Below are 16293 nucleotides of genomic sequence, written 5' to 3' on the forward strand. Positions count from 1 at the left end.
AGCCCATGCACGACGACCCCTTGGCAAGCCCAAGCCCGCGCCATTCGCGGACCGGCGTTCCTTCGGCGTCCTTCCTGCTGGCCGGGGGCGCTCTCAAGCGCCCCTTCTCGCTATTGCACTATCGTTGGAATAAATACGGACGAGTCAAGTGAGTCCGCCATCCCTTCATCGCTGCGGCAACAAATCGAGGTTGCGCGACGCCGCGATCGCCCGGATGTGATCCGGCCGCGGCATGGATTTGATCGCGATTTCCGCGATGTCGCCCGCGCTGAACAGTTCGACATTGCCGACATTGAAGATGCGCTGGCCCAGCGTCTGGGTGATGCGTACGCTGCGGATGCTGCTGAGCGCGATTTCGGTCCGCTGCTTGGCCAGCAGGCCGCGTTCCAGCAACACTTCGCGCTCGCTGAGCGCCAGCCGCTCGCCCTTGTGCAGCACCCACCACACGCCGATGGCCAATAGGCCGACGACCGAAATCAGCAGCAGGAGGAACAGGAAGGGATGTGCGCGGAACATCGCCGGATGCTCGTCATACAGCCATGTCTCGCTCATGCCGCCTCCTGCCAGTATCTGGTGACTTGACCATGGAAGGGGGCCGACCGTCAAGGCGTGCCCCGCCTATCTCCCTGGATAGACGAGCTTAACTCTCATCCCCCATACGCAGCGCCGCGATGAAGGCTTCCTGCGGAATCTGCACGCTGCCATATTCGCGCATCCGCTTCTTGCCCTCTTTCTGCTTCTCCAGCAGCTTCTTCTTGCGGGTGATGTCGCCGCCATAGCATTTTGCCGTGACGTCCTTGCGCATCGCCGCGATCGTTTCGCGGGCGATCACCTTGCCGCCGATGGCCGCCTGAATCGGTATCTTGAACAGATGGCGGGGAATCAGGTCCTTCAGTCGCTCGCACATATGCCGCCCGCGCGCTTCGGCGGCGCTGCGGTGGACGATCATGGAGAGCGCATCGACCGGTTCATTGTTGACGAGGATGCTCATCTTGACGAGATCGCCCTCGCGCGTGCCGATCTGATGATAGTCGAAGCTGGCATAGCCGCGTGAAATCGACTTCAGCCGGTCGTAAAAGTCGAACACCACTTCGTTGAGCGGCAGTTCGTAAGTCACCTGCGCACGCCCGCCGACATAGGTCAGGTTCTTCTGAATCCCGCGCCGGTCCTGACAGAGCTTCAGGATCGACCCCAGATATTCGTCAGGGCAGTAGATCACCGCCTCAATCCACGGCTCCTCGATCATCTCGATATGGTTGGGATCGGGCATGTCGGCCGGGTTGTGAAGATGCTTCACCTCCCCATCCTTCATGTGCATCTCATAGACCACCGACGGCGCGGTGGTGATGAGGTCCAGATCATATTCGCGGGTCAGCCGCTCCTGAATGATCTCCAGATGGAGCAGGCCCAGGAAACCGCAGCGGAAGCCGAAGCCCAGCGCCGCCGACGTCTCCATCTCGAAGGAGAAGCTGGCATCGTTCAGCCGCAGCTTGGAAATCGAATCGCGCAGCTTCTCAAAATCATTGGCGTCGACCGGGAACAGGCCGCAGAACACCACCGGCTGCACTTCCTTGAAGCCCGGCAACGGTTCCTTGGCCGGATTCTTGACCGTGGTGATGGTGTCGCCGACGCGGGTCTGGCTGATGTCCTTGATCTGCGCGGTGATGAAGCCGATCTCGCCCGGCCCCAGTTCAGGCAACTGCTCGATCTTGGGCCGCATGCAGCCGACCCGATCGATCAGATGCTCGGTCTCGCCGATCATGAACTTGATCTGCTGGCCCTTCTTGATGACGCCGTTGACGACGCGCACCAATATGACAACGCCCAGATAGGGGTCGTACCAGCTGTCGACCAGCATCGCCTCCAGCGGCGCATTGCGGTCGCCCTTGGGCGGCGGGATTCGGGCGACGATGGCTTCGAGGATGTCGTCGATGCCGATGCCGGACTTGGCGCTCGCCAGCACCGCTTCCGACGCGTCGAGGCCGATCACCTCCTCGATTTCGGCGCGCACCTTTTCCGGCTCGGCGGCGGGCAGGTCGATCTTGTTCAGAATCGGCACGATCTCATGGTCATGCTCGATCGACTGATAGACGTTGGCCAGCGTCTGCGCTTCCACGCCCTGCGCCGCGTCCACGACCAGCAGCGCGCCCTCGCAGGCGGCGAGCGACCGGCTCACCTCATAGGCGAAGTCGACATGGCCCGGCGTGTCCATGAGGTTCAGCTCATAGGTCTCGCCATTTTTCGCGACATAATCGAGACGCACGGTCTGCGCCTTGATCGTGATGCCGCGCTCCTTCTCGATATCCATATTGTCGAGCACCTGCGCGCTCATCTCCCGGTCGGTCAGGCCGCCGGTGCGCTGGATCAGGCGGTCGGCCAAGGTCGACTTGCCATGGTCGATATGCGCGATGATCGAGAAATTACGGATGTGCGAAAGATCGGTCATGGCCCGCGCCGATAGCAGCCATTTGCAGGCCTGTCAGCAGGCTCTCGCATCGGGAGGCCCTGTGAAGGCAATAGCGGTGATAACCATTCGCATTGCTTGCGCGTCCACGCGGTTGTGCTAGAGCGTTGCGCAATAACCGGGGCGCCAAAAACAAAACGACATCAGCAACTTTCAGGGGTGCATGACCATGCGTGTGTTCACGAAGTTTCTCGCTGCCGCGGCCGGTCTGGCTGTGGTGGCTTCTCCGGCGATAGCGGCCGACAAGGGCTCTTCCGCCCGGCAGCAGCAGAGCAAGAAAACCGCCGAAATTCCTCATTGCACCCGGCGCCTCGGCACCGTCGCGATCGTCGAGCCCGACAATCAGTGGTGGCGTGAACTGAATCTGGGCAGCCCGGAGGCGATTCTCAAGGTGTTCATCCAGCAGTCCGGCTGCTTCGGCATCGTCAATCGCGGCCGCGCCATGGCCAGCCGCAACATGGAACGCGCCATGGCCGACTCCGGCGAATTGCAGGCCGGTTCGAACCTCGGCAAGGGACAGGTGAAGGCGGCGGATTATTATCTCCAGCCCGACATCGTCTCCTCCAACAAGAATTCGGGCGGCAATGCGCTGGGCGGCATGCTCGGCGGCATGCTCGGCGGCCGGACCTTCGGTGCGCTGGCTGGCGGCATCTCGATCAAGAAGAGCGAGGCGAACGTCACCCTTTCCATCGTCAATGCCCGTACGACCGAGGAAGAGGCGCTGACGGAGGGCTATGCCCGTAAGTCGGACCTGAGCTTCGGTGCTGGCGGCGGCGCTGGCTGGTGGGGCGGTTTCGCGGCGGCTGGCGGCGGCGGCTATCAGAACACCGAAATCGGGCAGGTGATCGTGCTCGCCTATCTCGACGCCTACACCAAGCTGGTAACGCAGCTCGGCGGCCTCCCCGCCAATGCGGCAGCAGCGGCACCCCGCGCCCAGTAAGCGGAACAGATGTTGGACAGGGCGCTGCCGGATCGACCGGCGGCGCCCTTTTTCATGCCTGGCTGGATGCGGCGTCGTTCAGCAGGGGCGACCTTTCCTGACGCCGTCGCCACCAGGCCAGAATCGCTTCGCCGGCTGGCCGCTCGACCAGGCGGTTGATGATCGTGCCAAGGCCAAGCGCCACTGCAAAAGCCGCCGCAAAACCCAGCCAGGGACTATAGCCCGCCTCGGCCATCTTCAGCATCACCACAAAGCCGACATGCTGGTGGATGAGGTAGAAGGAATAGCTGATTCCGCCCATCCATATGAGCGGCCGAAGGCTCAGAAAACGCAGCCGCCCCGCGACCAGCGCCCCGAAAACCGTGAGCAGGATGACGCCTGCCAGAGTGATGTCCCAACTGTCGACGGTTGCAATCGACAGAAGCGTCAGCGCTGCATAGGGCACCTGCTGCCTCCACCGCCGCTGTCCCGACCAGACACGGTAGGAAAGCATGCCGATGATGAAAAAGGGCACATAGCGCAACACCAACAGCATCACGATCCGCTCCGGCATGCCCGGCCATAGCGCATAAAGCCACCGCAGCGCCAGCCAGCCCAGCAACACAGGCTCCAGCCTTTGCATGCCAACCCATTTCCAGATCGCCACCATGCAGAAATAGAAGGCGATCTCGACCGTCAGCGTCCAATAGGCCCCGTCGACCTCAGGCAGGAAGGCAAAGCCCTGCAACATGGTGATATTGGCCAGAATAGCGCCCGGCGCGATCAGCAATTGTGAGACATGCGCCAGATATTCGATCGACAGCGTCAGCAGCATCGCGACCAGATAAGCGGGATAGAGGCGGGCCAGACGATTCACCAGAAAATCGCCAACGGTCCGGATACGGTCGATCGTGAAGAAGATCGCAAAGCCGGAAATGGCGAAGAACAGCAGCACCCGATAATTGCCGCCCAGAAAGCGGAAGGGCACATGTGCCGCCTGCGGAAACAGGTCGTGAAACCGGGTCGAATAATGGAAGATCAGCACGCACAACGCGCCCAGACCGCGCAAGGCGTCCAGTTCCGTCAAGCGGCGAGAAGTATGGCGCAAGCCCGTCATGGCCGCGCCATAGCAACAAAGCAGCAACCATTCCGCTAATATCGTGGTTAAACATGCAGATAGCCCGCATGCCATTCCAGGACAGCATATGTAGAGCGATTTCCAAACAATCGAAATCGATTGCTGGTTAAGAAATCGCGGCAAAACAATAAACTAGAGCGGTGGATCTGATCCAATCAGATCCACCGCTCTAGGGCTTACTGGCTTCCGCCGCCCGCGCCAGTCCCGCCAGCTGTTCGGCCAGAACCTTGTCGACCATCGCGGCCATCTTCGCTCCGTCCCCGCGCAGATAACCACCCGCCGCATAGCGCATGACGACCCGCACGCCTTTGGCTGCGGGCTCTATGGTGAAATCCAGCGTGCCAGTCACCGCCTCCGCCTGCAAAGGCCCCAGCGCGCCGGACAGACGCAGCCGCTTGTCCGGCGCCGCATAGATCACCCGCGCATGCTCCACGCTCCCCCCATTCGGCAAGGTCTCGCAGAAGCAGCCGCCTGCTACCGGCTTGAGGCTGAGATTCGCGGCATTGCCGCTATAGCTGTGTTCGCTGCTCCACCAACGGCCGGGCTGCGCCAGCAGGCGATAGACGGTGGCCGCATCGGCCGCGATATCGACGCGGTTTTCCACGGAAAAGCCAACATCGCTGCTCGCCGTGACAGAAGAATGGGCCGGAACAGCCATCGCTGCACCGGCCCATAGCAAAAGCTTTGCGTGTCGCATGACCCTCTCCTCCCTGATCGGAAGGACAGCGTAACTCAGGCGGTCTTGCCGTCCAAGATGGCAGCGACCGCGACCGTCACCTCATCCATGTCGGCCATGCCGTCGACGCGCGAGACGATGCCGCGCGCTTCGTAGATCGGCAGGATCGGCGCGGTCTTTGCGCGATATTCAGCCATGCGGGTGCGCACCGTTTCCTCATTGTCGTCGGGACGACGCTTGAATTCATGGCCACCGCATTTGTCGCAAGTGCCTTCGACCTTGGGCTGCTTGAAGCTGTCATGATAGCCTTCGCCGCAGCTCGCGCAGGTGAAGCGGCCGGTGATGCGCTCGACCAGCGCATCCTCGTTCACTTCCAGCTCGATCACATGATCGAGCGTGCGGCTGCGATCCGACAGGATGCCGTCGAGCGAATGGGCCTGCGCCTCGGTGCGCGGATAGCCGTCGAAGATGACGCCCGTTTCCGGCGAAAGCGCATCCAGCGCCTCACCGATGATGCCCGAGACGATCTCGTCCGACACCAGTTCACCGGCTTCCATCACGGCCTTGGCCTTGAGGCCGATCGGCGTCCCGGCCTTCACCGCCGCGCGGAGCATATCGCCCGTCGACAGCTGCACCATGCCCCGGCTGTCCACCAGACGAGTCGCCTGCGTGCCCTTGCCGGCGCCCGGAGGGCCGAGCAAAATGATATTCATGTCGCGCATTCTCCCCTGTTCTTCGCGCTTTTCACGTCCCGCGCCGGTTTAGCGCAGACGCCCCTTCAGCTTCGCCTTCTTGATCAGATCCCCATATTGATGGGCAAGCAGATGGCTCTGAATCTGTGTCACGGTATCGACCGTAACATTGACGACGATCAACAGGCTAGTCCCCCCAAGGTAGAAGGGAATGCCTGCCCTAGCGATGACGAATTCCGGCACCAGGCAGATGAAGGCCAGATAGGCCGCGCCGATCACCGTGATTCGGGTCAGCACATAATCGAGATAATTTTCGGTGTTCTTGCCCGGACGGATGCCGGGGATGAAACCGCCATTGCGCTTCAGATTGTCGGCCGTCTCTTCGGGGTTGAACACCACCGCGGTGTAGAAGAAGCAGAAGAAGACGATGCCGAGGCCATAAAGCGCCATATAGACCGGGCTGCCGTGCGACAGATACTGGTTCAGCGTCAGCACGAAGTCGCCAAGCTTGCTCTCGCCCGCCACGGTCTTGCCCGCAAATTGCGAGACGGTCAGCGGCATCAGCAGCAGCGAGCTGGCAAAGATCGGCGGAATCACACCGGCGGTATTGACCTTGAGCGGCAGATGGCTGCGATCCGCCTGCATGATCCCCTGGCGCGTCTGGCGCTTGGGATATTGGATCAGCACCCGGCGCTGCGCCCGCTCCATGAAGCAGATGAAGGCGATCAGACCAAAGCCCAGCACGATCACCAGAAAGATGATCAGACCCGAAATGGCGCCCGTGCTGCTCGATTTGAACAGATTGCTGAGCGTCACCGGCAACTGCGCAACGATACCCGCCATGATGATGAGCGAGGTGCCGTTGCCGATGCCGCGCGAGGTGATCTGCTCACCCAGCCACATCAGGAACATGGTGCCGCCGATCAGCGAGATCACCGCCGCGACCCGGAACAGGATGCCCGGATCGACCACCGCCTGCACACCCGACTGGGCGCCGAAGCTCTCAAGGCCGACGGCGATGAAATAGCCCTGCACCGCGGTCAGGCCGACCGTGCCGTAACGGGTGTACTGGTTCAGCTTCTTGCGGCCGCTCTCGCCTTCCTTCTTGATCGCCGCGAGCTGTGGCGAAAGGCTGGCGGCGAGCTGCACCACGATCGAGGCGGTGATGTAAGGCATCACGCCAAGCGCGATCAGGCTCATGCGCGAGAGCGAACCACCGGAAAAGGTGTTGAAGATGTCGAGGATGCCGCCATTGGTCTGCTTGTAGAGCTGCGACAGGGCGGTCGGATCGACGCCCGGCAGAGGCACGAAGCTCAGAAAACGAAAGACGATCAGCGCGCCCAGCGTGAACCACAGGCGCTTCTTGAGGTCGGTCGCCTGGCTGAACTTCGCCAGGCTGAGATTGGATGCGAGCTGGTCGGCTCTCGATGCCATCTTGGCTGCCCTTCAAAACATCTTGCCGGGACAGGCGCCCGGAGCGGAATCGCTAACCCCTTAGCGGGGTGATGGGGCTCTGTCGAACCGGGAATCGCCGCCGACGCGACAAAAAACTGCCCCAAAACACATGGCCCCGCTCACCCATATCGGGCAGCGGGGCCATGCTTGCAAGAGTTGCTAGACCGAATCAGGCCTTCGCTGCGGCCTTCTTGGCGGCGAGGGCAGTGCCCTTCTTCGCCTTGGCCTTCTCAGCCGCCGGAACGACCTCGATCACGGCGACCTTGCCGCCAGCCTTCTCGACCGCTTCGACAGCGCCCTTAGAGGCACCGGCGACCAGGAAGCTGACCTTGGCGGTCAGTTCACCCTTGGCGAGCAGACGCACGCCGTCCTTGCCGCCACGGGCCAGGGCAGCAGCCTTCAGCGCCGCATGGTCGATGGTGGCGTTAGCGTCCAGCTTGCCGGCGTCGATCGCCTTCTGCACCGCGCCCAGGTTCACGATCGCGTAATCCTTGGCGAAGATGTTGTTGAAGCCGCGCTTCGGCAGACGCATGTGGAGCGGCATCTGGCCACCCTCGAAGCCGTTGATGCTGACGCCCGAACGCGCCTTCGCACCCTTCTGGCCGCGACCGGCGGTCTTGCCCTTGCCCGAGCCGATACCACGACCGACGCGCATCCGGCCCTTGCGGGCGCCGGCATTGTCATTGAGTTCGTTAAGCTTGGTCATTGTGCACTCGCTTTCGCTATGTTCGCGCAGTCCCGCTCATGATTTCTCTGGCGGGACAACTTAAAGAGGGCGCGCCATTAGCGCCCTTTCCCAAAAAACGAAAGAGGGGTCGCCCCCTCTCCCGCTTCATTCCTTGATGATCGAGAGGCTCAGCCTTCGACCACGGCCACCATATGGGGCAGCTTGGCGATGGCGCCGCGGACTTCCGCAGTGTCTTCCAGCTCCACCACGCGGTGCATCTTGCCAAGGCCCAGACCGATCAGAATCTTCTTCTGAGCTTCGGGGCGACGGATCGGCGAACCGATCTGCTTGATCTTGATCTTCGCCATATCAGTTACTCCGCAATCGCTTCGGCATCAGCCTGGGCGACTTCGGCCGAGGCTCCACCGCGACGAAGCAGGTCGGCAACCTTCTTGCCGCGACGCTGCGCCACCGCCTTGGGGCTGACCTGCTCACCCAGCGCCGCGAAGGTCGCCCGGATCATGTTATAGGGGTTCGAAGTGCCGTTCGACTTGGTCACGACGTCAGCGACGCCGAGGCTCTCGAACACGGCGCGCATCGGACCACCGGCGATGATGCCCGTACCGGCCGGAGCCGAACGCACAGTCACCTTGCCCGCACCGAAATGGCCGAGGCCGTCATGGTGCAGGGTGCGGCCTTCCTTCAGCGGAACGCGAACCATCGCCTTCTTGGCCGAAGCGGTCGCCTTGCTGATAGCTTCAGGCACTTCGCGCGCCTTGCCATGACCGAAGCCCGCACGACCCTTGCCGTCGCCGACGACGACCAGAGCGGCGAAACCGAAGCGCTTACCGCCCTTGACGGTCTTCGAGACGCGGTTGATGTGAACCAGCTTCTCGATCAGCTCTTCGCCCTGCTCCTCGTCGCGGTTGCCGCGACGGTCGTCGCGACGGCCACGGCCGCCACGCTCGCCACGATTGCGGTCACCGCCACGACCACGGCCCCGACCGGGACCCCGGCCTTCGGTCTGAGCCTCGACGCCCTCGGTCGGGGCGCCGGCTTCGATGGTGTTTTCTTCAGCCATGATCAGAACTCCAGCCCGGCTTCACGGGCCGCATCGGCCAGCGCCTTGACGCGGCCATGGAACAGGAAGCCACCACGGTCGAACACGACCTGGGTAACGCCGGCGGCGGTCGCCGCAACGGCGACGCGCTTGCCGACTTCGGCAGCGGCTTCGGAAGAGGCCCCGGTCTTGCCCAGAGCCTTGGCACCCACATCCTTGTCCAGGGTCGAAGCCGAAGCCAGGGTCTTGCCCTGCGCGTCGTCAATGATCTGGGCGTAGATGTGACGGCCCGAACGGTGGACGCTGAGGCGCGGACGGGTGCCCGAGACAGCCTTGAGCGCGGTGCGGACGCGGCGACGACGCCGCGCGAAGAGGGAAAGCTTTGCCATCTTACTTCTTCTTCCCTTCCTTGCGGAAGATGAACTCGCCGGCGTACTTGATACCCTTGCCCTTATAGGGTTCGGGCTTGCGCCAGCGGCGGATCTCGGCGGCAACCTGACCCACCTTCTGCTTGTCGATGCCGCTGATCTCGACCGTGGTGTTATCCGGGGTCTTGATCTCGATGCCCTCGGGCACGTCGAAGTCGACGTCATGCGAATAGCCGAGCTTCAGGTTCAGAACCTTGCCCTTGGCGTCCGCACGATAACCGACACCGGTGATGAGGAGCTTCTTGGTGTAGCCCTCGGTCACGCCGGTGATCAGGTTCGCGATCAGGGTGCGCTGCATGCCCCAGAAAGCGCGAGCGCGCTTGCTGTCATTGGCAGGCTTCACCGCGATCACACCGTCTTCGATGCTGTAGGTGACTTCGTCGGCCAGCGGCAGCGACAGGGTGCCCTTGGGGCCCTTCACCGACAGCTGACCGTCGGCGATCGCAGCGGTGACGCCCGCAGGGACGGCAACCGGCTTCTTACCAGTACGGCTCATCAGAACACCTCCGCCAGCACTTCGCCGCCGACATTCTGCTCACGCGCTTCGGCGTCCGACAGAACGCCACGGGGCGTCGAGACAATGGTGATGCCCAGGCCATTGCGCACCACCGGCAGTTCCTTGGAACCCGAATAGACGCGGCGGCCAGGCTTGGACACGCGGGCGACATGCTTGATCGCCGGCTGACCTTCGAAATATTTCAGCTCGATGCGCAGGCCGGGGTGCTTGCCGAGGGCTTCCTCGGAATAGCCACGGATATAACCTTCGCGCTGCAGCACGTCGAGCACGCGGGCGCGGAGCTTCGAAGCCGGGGACATAACGCTGTCCTTCTTCGCCTGCTGCCCGTTGCGGATGCGGGTGAGCATATCACCCAGGGGATCGGTCAATGCCATCTCAAATGATCCTTACCAGCTCGACTTGGTGACGCCGGGGATCAGGCCCTTGTTGGCCAGATCACGCAGCTGCACGCGGCAGAGGCGGAATTTGCGGTAATAAGCGCGGGGACGCCCCGTCAGCTCGCAGCGGTTCCGAACGCGGGTCGGATTGCCGTTGCGGGGGATCTCCGCCATCTTCAGACGCGCGATCAGACGATCGCTGTCATCGGCCGCGGTATCATTCGCGATCGCCTTGAGCTTCGCATAGCGGCCGGCATATTTCTTCACCAGCTTCTTGCGGCGCTCGTTCTTGTTGATCGAACTCAGTTTCGCCATGACTTAAGTTCTCTTCCTTAGCTTAAGCGTTTGGGAGAGAAGCGGGGCCTGTTCAGGCCGCCTGCTTCTCTTCGAGCGGGAAGGGGAAACCGAAGAGACGCAGCAGTTCGCGCGCTTCCTCGTCCGTCTTCGCCGTGGTGGTCACGATGATGTCCATGCCGCGCACCTTGTCGATGCGGTCATAGTTGATCTCGGGGAAGATGATCTGCTCCTTGATGCCGAAGGCATAGTTGCCACGGCCGTCGAAGCTCTTCGGATTGAGACCACGGAAGTCGCGCACGCGGGGCAGAGCAACGTTGATCAGACGATCAAGGAACTCATACATGCGCTCGCGGCGCAGCGTGACCTTGGCGCCGATCGGCATGCCTTCACGCAGCTTGAACTGCGCGATCGACTTGCGGGCCTTGGTGATGACCGGCTTCTGGCCGGCGATCAGTTCCATTTCCTCGGCCGCCGAGGTGACCTTCTTCTTGTCCTGGGTCGCTTCGCCCACGCCCATGTTAAGCGTGATCTTCTCGATCTTGGGGACCTGCATGACGTTCTTGTAACCGAACTTCTCGGTCATCGCCTTGGCGATTTCAGCGTCATACTGCGCCTTCGAGCGCGGAGTGTACTTGTCGCTCATTACAGCACCTCACCGGACTTGACGGCGACGCGGACCTTCTTGCCGTCGCGATCCTCGAAACGGACGCGGGTCGGCTTGCCATCCTTGTCGGCGACAGCGACGTTCGAAATGTGGAGCGGCGCGGGCTTGCGCTCGATGCCACCCTGCGGGTTCGCCTGGTCGGGCTTGCGGTGACGCGCATGCACGTTGATGCCCTCGACGAGGACCTTGTCGTCCTTCGGCATCACCTGCAGGACGGCGCCGGTGCGGCCCTTGTCCTTGCCGGCCAGGATGACGACCTTGTCGCCCTTCTTGATCTTGGCAGCGCTCATTACAGCACCTCAGGGGCGAGCGAGATGATCTTCATGTGCTTCTTGGCGCGCAGTTCGCGAACGACCGGGCCAAAGATACGGGTGCCGATCGGCTCCTCGTTCTTGTTGATGAGCACAGCGGCATTGCCGTCAAAGCGAATCACGCTGCCGTCAGCGCGACGCACGTCCTTGGCGGTGCGCACGATGACGGCGCGATGCACGTCACCCTTCTTCACCTTGCCACGAGGCGCAGCTTCCTTGATCGAGACGACGATGATGTCGCCTACGCTCGCGAAGCGGCGCTTCGAGCCGCCCAGCACCTTGATGCACTGGACGCGCTTGGCGCCGCTGTTGTCAGCGACGTCAAGATTGGATTGCATCTGGATCATGGATCCGGTTCCTTCTTATTTGGCCTACCGGGACAATTCCCGGCGGTTCCGAATTTCGTTGCCTAGAGCCTTTGGCGAGTCTCGCAACTTGCCTTTGACGAGTCATGTGACTCTACGCGAAGCGCGGGCCTGTACCCTTTCCGGAAGGAAAAGGCCAGCCCCGCCCGACACTTTTAATTCAAAGGCTCAACGAGCCTCCCTCAGGCCGCCGTCTCCGGCGACTTGTGGGTGTCCACGCGCTCGATGACCTTCCAGGTCTTGAGCTTGGAAATCGGAGCGGTCTCCTCGATGCGGACCGTTTCGCCTTCCTTGTAGACATTGCCCTCGTCATGGGCATGGTACTTCTTCGAGCGGCGGATGATCTTGCCGTAGAGCGCATGCTTAACCTTGCGCTCCACGCGAACCACCACCGTCTTGTCGGTCTTGTCGGAAACCACCGTTCCCGTCAGCACGCGCTTGGGCATCGTGTGTTCCCTTCTTACTTCGCAGCGCGGGCGCGTTCGCCCTGCAGCGTCTTGATCTGCGCGATCGAACGGCGGACTTCCTTCACGCGGCTGGGCTTTTCCAGCTGGTTGGTGGCCGCCTGGAAACGCAGGTTGAACTGCTCGCGCTTCAGGTTGTTGAGTTCGGTCGACAGTTCATCGTCCGACTTGGTCTTGAGGTCAGCTACATTCGCCACGGATTAACCCTCCAGGTGGGAGGTGTCGCCGAGGCGAGCGACAACCTTCGTCTTGATCGGCAGCTTCATCGCGGCGCGCGAGAAAGCCTCTGCTGCGAGCGGGCCGGGAACGCCGTCCAGTTCGAACAGGATGCGGCCCGGCTTGACGCGGGCTGCCCAATATTCGACCGAACCCTTACCCTTACCCTGACGGACTTCAGCGGGCTTCTTGGAAACCGGCACGTCGGGGAACACGCGGATCCACAGACGGCCCTGACGGCGAAGGTGGCGCTGGATCGCACGGCGGGCCGCTTCGATCTGGCGTGCCGTGACGCGCTCGGGCTCCAGAGCCTTCAGACCATAGGCGCCGAAGTTCAGAGCCGAACCGCCCTTGGCGTCGCCCTTGATCCGGCCCTTGAAGGTCTTGCGGAACTTCATTTTTTTCGGTTGCAGCATGACGCTATACCTACCTTATTCTCAGCGCGCCGGGCGCACGCCGGAGGTCTGAGCCTCCAGCATCAGCCGGTCGGTAGCCATCGGATCGTGACCAAGGATTTCACCCTTGAAGATCCAGACCTTGATGCCGCACACGCCATAGGCAGTGTGGGCTTCGGCTTCGGCATAGTCGACGTTCGCACGCAGCGTGTGCAGCGGAACGCGGCCTTCGCGATACCATTCGACGCGTGCGATCTCCGCGCCGCCCAGCCGGCCGCCGCAGGTGATCTTGATGCCTTCGGCGCCGAGACGCAGAGCCGACTGCACCGCGCGCTTCATCGCACGGCGGAACGCCACGCGACGCTCCAGCTGATCGGCAATGCCCTGCGCAACGAGCTTGGAGTCGATTTCCGGCTTGCGGATTTCGACGATGTTCAGCGACACGTCCGAAGAGGTGAAGCTGCCCAGCTTCTTGCGCAGCTTCTCGATGTCCGCGCCCTTCTTGCCGATGATGACACCGGGACGGGCAGCGTAGATCGACACGCGGCACAGCTTGGCGGGACGCTCGATCACGACCTTGGAGATCGCGGCCTGCGGCAGGTTCTTCATGATATACTGGCGGATCTTCAGATCCTCCAGCAGCAGGCGACCGTAATCGGCGCCTTCCGCGAACCAGCGGCTGTCCCAGGTGCGGTTGATCTGCAGACGCAGACCGATCGGATTGCTCTTGTGACCCATAGTCTTACGCCTCCGCTTCTTCAGCTGCTTCCCGTACGACGATGCGCACGCGGCTGAAGGGCTTCAGGATCCGGGTCGACTTGCCGCGGCCGCGGGCGTGGAAGCGCTTCATGGTGAAGCTCTTGCCCACCGATGCTTCCGCGACGACCAGCGCGTCGACGTCCAGATTGTGGTTGTTTTCCGCATTGGCGATGGCCGAAGCCAGCACCTTGCGCACGTCGACCGCCATCGCCTTCTTCGAGAAGGCGAGGATGTTCAGCGCGTCCTCGACCTTGCGGCCGCGGATGAGCGTGGCGACCAGGTTCAGCTTCTGGGCCGAACCACGGATCTGCGTGCCAACGGCCAGCGCCTCATTGTCGGCGACGCGACGGGGAGCCTTTTCCTTGCTCATTAGCGCTTGCCCTTCTTGTCGGCGGCGTGGCCGGGGAAGTAGCGGGTCGGAGCGAATTCGCCCAACTTGTGACCCACCATGTCCTCGTTGACGGACACCGGAACATGCTTGCGGCCGTTATAGACGTTGAACGTCAGACCGACGAACTGCGGCAGGATGGTGGAACGGCGCGACCAGGTCTTGATCGGACCAGCACGGCCACCGGCATCCTGAGCGACTTCCGCCTTCTTCAGAAGGCTGAGGTCCACGAACGGACCTTTCCAGACGGAACGAGCCATCTCGCTTACCTCTTCTTCTTCGCGTGGCGGCTACGGATGATGAACTTGTCCGTCGCCTTGTTGTGGCGGGTGCGTGCACCCTTGGTCGGCTTACCCCACGGGGTGACCGGATGACGGCCGCCCGAGGTCCGGCCTTCACCACCGCCATGCGGGTGGTCGACCGGGTTCTTCGCCACACCGCGCGTCAGCGGACGCTTGCCCAGCCAGCGGTTACGACCGGCCTTGGCGAGGTTGGTGTTGGCATTGTCCGGGTTCGACACGGCACCGACGGTGCCCATGCAGTCCGAACGGATGTAGCGCTGCTCGCCCGAGGACAGACGGACCATCACCATGCCACGATCGCGACCGACCAGCTGGGCGTAGGTGCCCGCGGAACGGCAGAGCTGACCACCCTTGCCGGGCTTCATCTCGATATTGTGGATGATGGTGCCGACCGGCATCTGGCCGAGTTCCATCGCATTGCCCGGCTTCACGTCGGTCTTCTTGCCCGCGATGACCTTGTCACCGGGAGCCAGACGCTGCGGCGCCAGGATATAGGCCTGGGTGCCATCGGGATAGTTGACCAGCGCGATGAAGGCGGTGCGATTGGGGTCATATTCCAGACGCTCGACCGTGCCTTCGACGTCCCACAGGCGACGCTTGAAGTCGATGATGCGATAGCGCTGCTTATGACCGCCGGCGATGCCGCGCGAGGTCACATGACCCTTGTTGTTGCGGCCGCCGGTCTTGCGCTTGCCTTCGGTCAGCGCCTTGACGGGCTTACCCTTGTGCAGACCGCTGCGATCGACGAGGATCAGACCGCGCTGGGCGGGGCTGGTCGGGTTATATTGCTTCAGCGCCATGATCAGCGCACTCCTTCGGTGATGTCGATCGACTGGCCGTCAGCCAGACGAACGATCGCCTTCTTCACGTCCGAACGCGTGTAGGGCTTGCCCTTCCAGCGCTTCGTCTTGCCCTTGGCGACCAGCGTGTTCACGCTCTTGACGGTCACACCCCAAATGGCTTCGACGGCGGCCTTGATCTCCGGCTTGGACGCATCGTTGGCGACCTTGAAGACCACGGCGTTGTTCTCGGAGAGAAGCGTCGACTTCTCGGTGATAACCGGAGCGACAACAACGTCGTAATGACGGTTGTCCACGGTTGCGGCTTCTTTCTTAGCCATTGAAACGCGCCTCCAGCTTTTCGACCGCGGCGCGCGTCAGCACCAGCGATTCCGCCCTAAGGATGTCGTAGACGTTGGCGCCAACAGCCGGCAGCAGGTTCACGCCGACGATGTTCGCCGAAGCCTTCGCGAAGCTGACATTCACCGCGTCGCCGTCGATGAACAGCGCCTTGTTGAGGTTCAGCTTGGCGAGGTGCGCGACCAGAGCCTTGGTCTTGCCTTCCGCCACATCGAGATTGTCGAGAACGATCAGCGATCCGTCCTTGGCCTTCGACGACAGGGCCATTTTCAGGCCGAGCGCACGAACCTTCTTGTTGAGGTCGTGACCGAAGGTGCGGGCACGGGCACCGTGCGCCTTACCACCACCGATGAACACGGGCGCCTTGCGGTCACCGTGACGAGCCGTACCGCCACCCTTCTGGCGACCGAACTTCTTGCCGGTGCGGGCAACGTCCGAACGCTCGCGGGTCGCACGCGTCGGAGCGCGGCGCTTTTCAAGCTGCCAGAGGACGACGCGGTGCAGAATGTCGGTGCGGGGCTCGACACCGAACACGGCATCGTTCAGCTCCACTTCGCCAGCGGCCTGCGCGTCGAGGGTCTGTACATTGACCTTCATGGT

Annotated in this window: 26 protein-coding genes; 1 reads left to right on the top strand and 25 read right to left on the bottom strand. The window is 62.4% G+C overall.

Annotated features, from left to right (window positions below; genetic code table 11):
* Positions 1–165: 165 nt before the first annotated feature.
* On the bottom strand, positions 166–552 hold the full coding sequence (locus HUK73_RS11460; RefSeq protein WP_176592018.1) for a PH domain-containing protein: 387 nt from the start codon (positions 550–552) through the stop codon (positions 166–168).
* Between the two features lie 88 nt (positions 553–640).
* Positions 641–2446 carry a translation elongation factor 4 gene (gene lepA / locus HUK73_RS11465; RefSeq protein WP_176592019.1) on the bottom strand — a complete coding sequence of 602 codons (1806 nt, stop codon included), beginning with the start codon at positions 2444–2446 and terminating at the stop codon, positions 641–643.
* A gap of 187 nt (positions 2447–2633) precedes the next feature.
* Between lepA and HUK73_RS11470 the strand changes: the two genes are divergently transcribed.
* Positions 2634–3404 carry a CsgG/HfaB family protein gene (locus HUK73_RS11470; RefSeq protein WP_176592020.1) on the top strand — a complete coding sequence of 257 codons (771 nt, stop codon included), beginning with the start codon at positions 2634–2636 and terminating at the stop codon, positions 3402–3404.
* A gap of 52 nt (positions 3405–3456) precedes the next feature.
* Here HUK73_RS11470 and HUK73_RS11475 read toward each other — a convergent pair whose 3' ends face one another.
* The 23 genes from HUK73_RS11475 to rplD all read right to left on the bottom strand — a co-directional run bounded on the left by HUK73_RS11475 (position 3457) and on the right by rplD (position 16290).
* Positions 3457–4500: an acyltransferase gene (locus HUK73_RS11475; RefSeq protein WP_176592021.1), complete on the bottom strand. Its 1044-nt coding sequence runs from the start codon at positions 4498–4500 to the stop codon at positions 3457–3459.
* A gap of 190 nt (positions 4501–4690) precedes the next feature.
* A complete protein-coding gene (locus HUK73_RS11480; protein WP_176592022.1) occupies positions 4691–5218 on the bottom strand; it encodes an SRPBCC domain-containing protein in 528 nt (175 codons plus the stop codon).
* Positions 5219–5253: 35 nt separating this feature from the next.
* Positions 5254–5910, bottom strand: coding sequence for an adenylate kinase (locus HUK73_RS11485; RefSeq protein WP_176592023.1), 657 nt, complete (start codon positions 5908–5910; stop codon positions 5254–5256).
* 48 nt (positions 5911–5958) lie between these two features.
* Complete coding sequence (gene secY, locus HUK73_RS11490) at positions 5959–7323, bottom strand: preprotein translocase subunit SecY (RefSeq protein WP_176592024.1); 1365 nt, start codon at positions 7321–7323, stop codon at positions 5959–5961.
* 190 nt (positions 7324–7513) lie between these two features.
* Positions 7514–8050 carry a 50S ribosomal protein L15 gene (rplO, locus tag HUK73_RS11495; RefSeq protein ID WP_176592025.1) on the bottom strand — a complete coding sequence of 179 codons (537 nt, stop codon included), beginning with the start codon at positions 8048–8050 and terminating at the stop codon, positions 7514–7516.
* A 149-nt stretch (positions 8051–8199) separates the two neighbouring features.
* On the bottom strand, positions 8200–8379 hold the full coding sequence (gene rpmD, locus HUK73_RS11500; protein ID WP_150291172.1) for a 50S ribosomal protein L30: 180 nt from the start codon (positions 8377–8379) through the stop codon (positions 8200–8202).
* A gap of 5 nt (positions 8380–8384) precedes the next feature.
* Positions 8385–9092 (bottom strand): 30S ribosomal protein S5, encoded by a 708-nt coding sequence (gene rpsE / locus HUK73_RS11505; RefSeq protein WP_046761669.1) that lies wholly within the window; start codon positions 9090–9092, stop codon positions 8385–8387.
* A gap of 2 nt (positions 9093–9094) precedes the next feature.
* A complete protein-coding gene (gene rplR, locus HUK73_RS11510; RefSeq protein ID WP_176592026.1) occupies positions 9095–9460 on the bottom strand; it encodes a 50S ribosomal protein L18 in 366 nt (121 codons plus the stop codon).
* Position 9461: 1 nt separating this feature from the next.
* Positions 9462–9995: a 50S ribosomal protein L6 gene (gene rplF / locus HUK73_RS11515; protein WP_176592027.1), complete on the bottom strand. Its 534-nt coding sequence runs from the start codon at positions 9993–9995 to the stop codon at positions 9462–9464.
* A complete protein-coding gene (rpsH, locus tag HUK73_RS11520) occupies positions 9995–10390 on the bottom strand; it encodes a 30S ribosomal protein S8 (RefSeq protein ID WP_087574637.1) in 396 nt (131 codons plus the stop codon). Before rpsH ends, rplF begins: the two co-directional genes overlap by 1 nt.
* Before the next feature lie 12 nt (positions 10391–10402).
* Complete coding sequence (gene rpsN / locus HUK73_RS11525) at positions 10403–10708, bottom strand: 30S ribosomal protein S14 (protein WP_007707881.1); 306 nt, start codon at positions 10706–10708, stop codon at positions 10403–10405.
* Positions 10709–10760: 52 nt separating this feature from the next.
* Positions 10761–11333 (bottom strand): 50S ribosomal protein L5, encoded by a 573-nt coding sequence (gene rplE, locus HUK73_RS11530; RefSeq protein WP_176592028.1) that lies wholly within the window; start codon positions 11331–11333, stop codon positions 10761–10763.
* The gene (rplX, locus tag HUK73_RS11535) at positions 11333–11644 is read right to left on the bottom strand and encodes a 50S ribosomal protein L24 (RefSeq protein ID WP_176592029.1); all 312 of its coding nucleotides are present in this window, start codon (positions 11642–11644) and stop codon (positions 11333–11335) included. Before rplX ends, rplE begins: the two co-directional genes overlap by 1 nt.
* Positions 11644–12012 carry a 50S ribosomal protein L14 gene (gene rplN / locus HUK73_RS11540; RefSeq protein ID WP_007686569.1) on the bottom strand — a complete coding sequence of 123 codons (369 nt, stop codon included), beginning with the start codon at positions 12010–12012 and terminating at the stop codon, positions 11644–11646. Before rplN ends, rplX begins: the two co-directional genes overlap by 1 nt.
* Before the next feature lie 200 nt (positions 12013–12212).
* A complete protein-coding gene (gene rpsQ, locus HUK73_RS11545; protein WP_006960320.1) occupies positions 12213–12476 on the bottom strand; it encodes a 30S ribosomal protein S17 in 264 nt (87 codons plus the stop codon).
* 14 nt (positions 12477–12490) lie between these two features.
* Positions 12491–12691, bottom strand: a complete 201-nt coding sequence (gene rpmC, locus HUK73_RS11550; protein WP_176592030.1) for a 50S ribosomal protein L29 — start codon at positions 12689–12691, stop codon at positions 12491–12493.
* 3 nt (positions 12692–12694) lie between these two features.
* The gene (gene rplP / locus HUK73_RS11555) at positions 12695–13126 is read right to left on the bottom strand and encodes a 50S ribosomal protein L16 (protein ID WP_007686573.1); all 432 of its coding nucleotides are present in this window, start codon (positions 13124–13126) and stop codon (positions 12695–12697) included.
* A gap of 21 nt (positions 13127–13147) precedes the next feature.
* Positions 13148–13843, bottom strand: coding sequence for a 30S ribosomal protein S3 (gene rpsC, locus HUK73_RS11560; RefSeq protein WP_176592031.1), 696 nt, complete (start codon positions 13841–13843; stop codon positions 13148–13150).
* Positions 13844–13847: 4 nt separating this feature from the next.
* The gene (rplV, locus tag HUK73_RS11565) at positions 13848–14234 is read right to left on the bottom strand and encodes a 50S ribosomal protein L22 (protein WP_021239759.1); all 387 of its coding nucleotides are present in this window, start codon (positions 14232–14234) and stop codon (positions 13848–13850) included.
* A complete protein-coding gene (gene rpsS / locus HUK73_RS11570; protein WP_021239760.1) occupies positions 14234–14512 on the bottom strand; it encodes a 30S ribosomal protein S19 in 279 nt (92 codons plus the stop codon). The genes rplV and rpsS overlap by 1 nt, the downstream gene beginning before the upstream one ends.
* A gap of 5 nt (positions 14513–14517) precedes the next feature.
* A complete protein-coding gene (gene rplB / locus HUK73_RS11575) occupies positions 14518–15354 on the bottom strand; it encodes a 50S ribosomal protein L2 (RefSeq protein ID WP_176592032.1) in 837 nt (278 codons plus the stop codon).
* Positions 15355–15356: 2 nt separating this feature from the next.
* A complete protein-coding gene (locus tag HUK73_RS11580; RefSeq protein ID WP_013847763.1) occupies positions 15357–15674 on the bottom strand; it encodes a 50S ribosomal protein L23 in 318 nt (105 codons plus the stop codon).
* On the bottom strand, positions 15667–16290 hold the full coding sequence (rplD, locus tag HUK73_RS11585) for a 50S ribosomal protein L4 (RefSeq protein ID WP_176592033.1): 624 nt from the start codon (positions 16288–16290) through the stop codon (positions 15667–15669). Before rplD ends, HUK73_RS11580 begins: the two co-directional genes overlap by 8 nt.
* Positions 16291–16293 lie beyond the last annotated feature (3 nt).

The organism is Sphingobium sp. EM0848, from assembly GCF_013375555.1.
GTDB lineage: Bacteria > Pseudomonadota > Alphaproteobacteria > Sphingomonadales > Sphingomonadaceae > Sphingobium.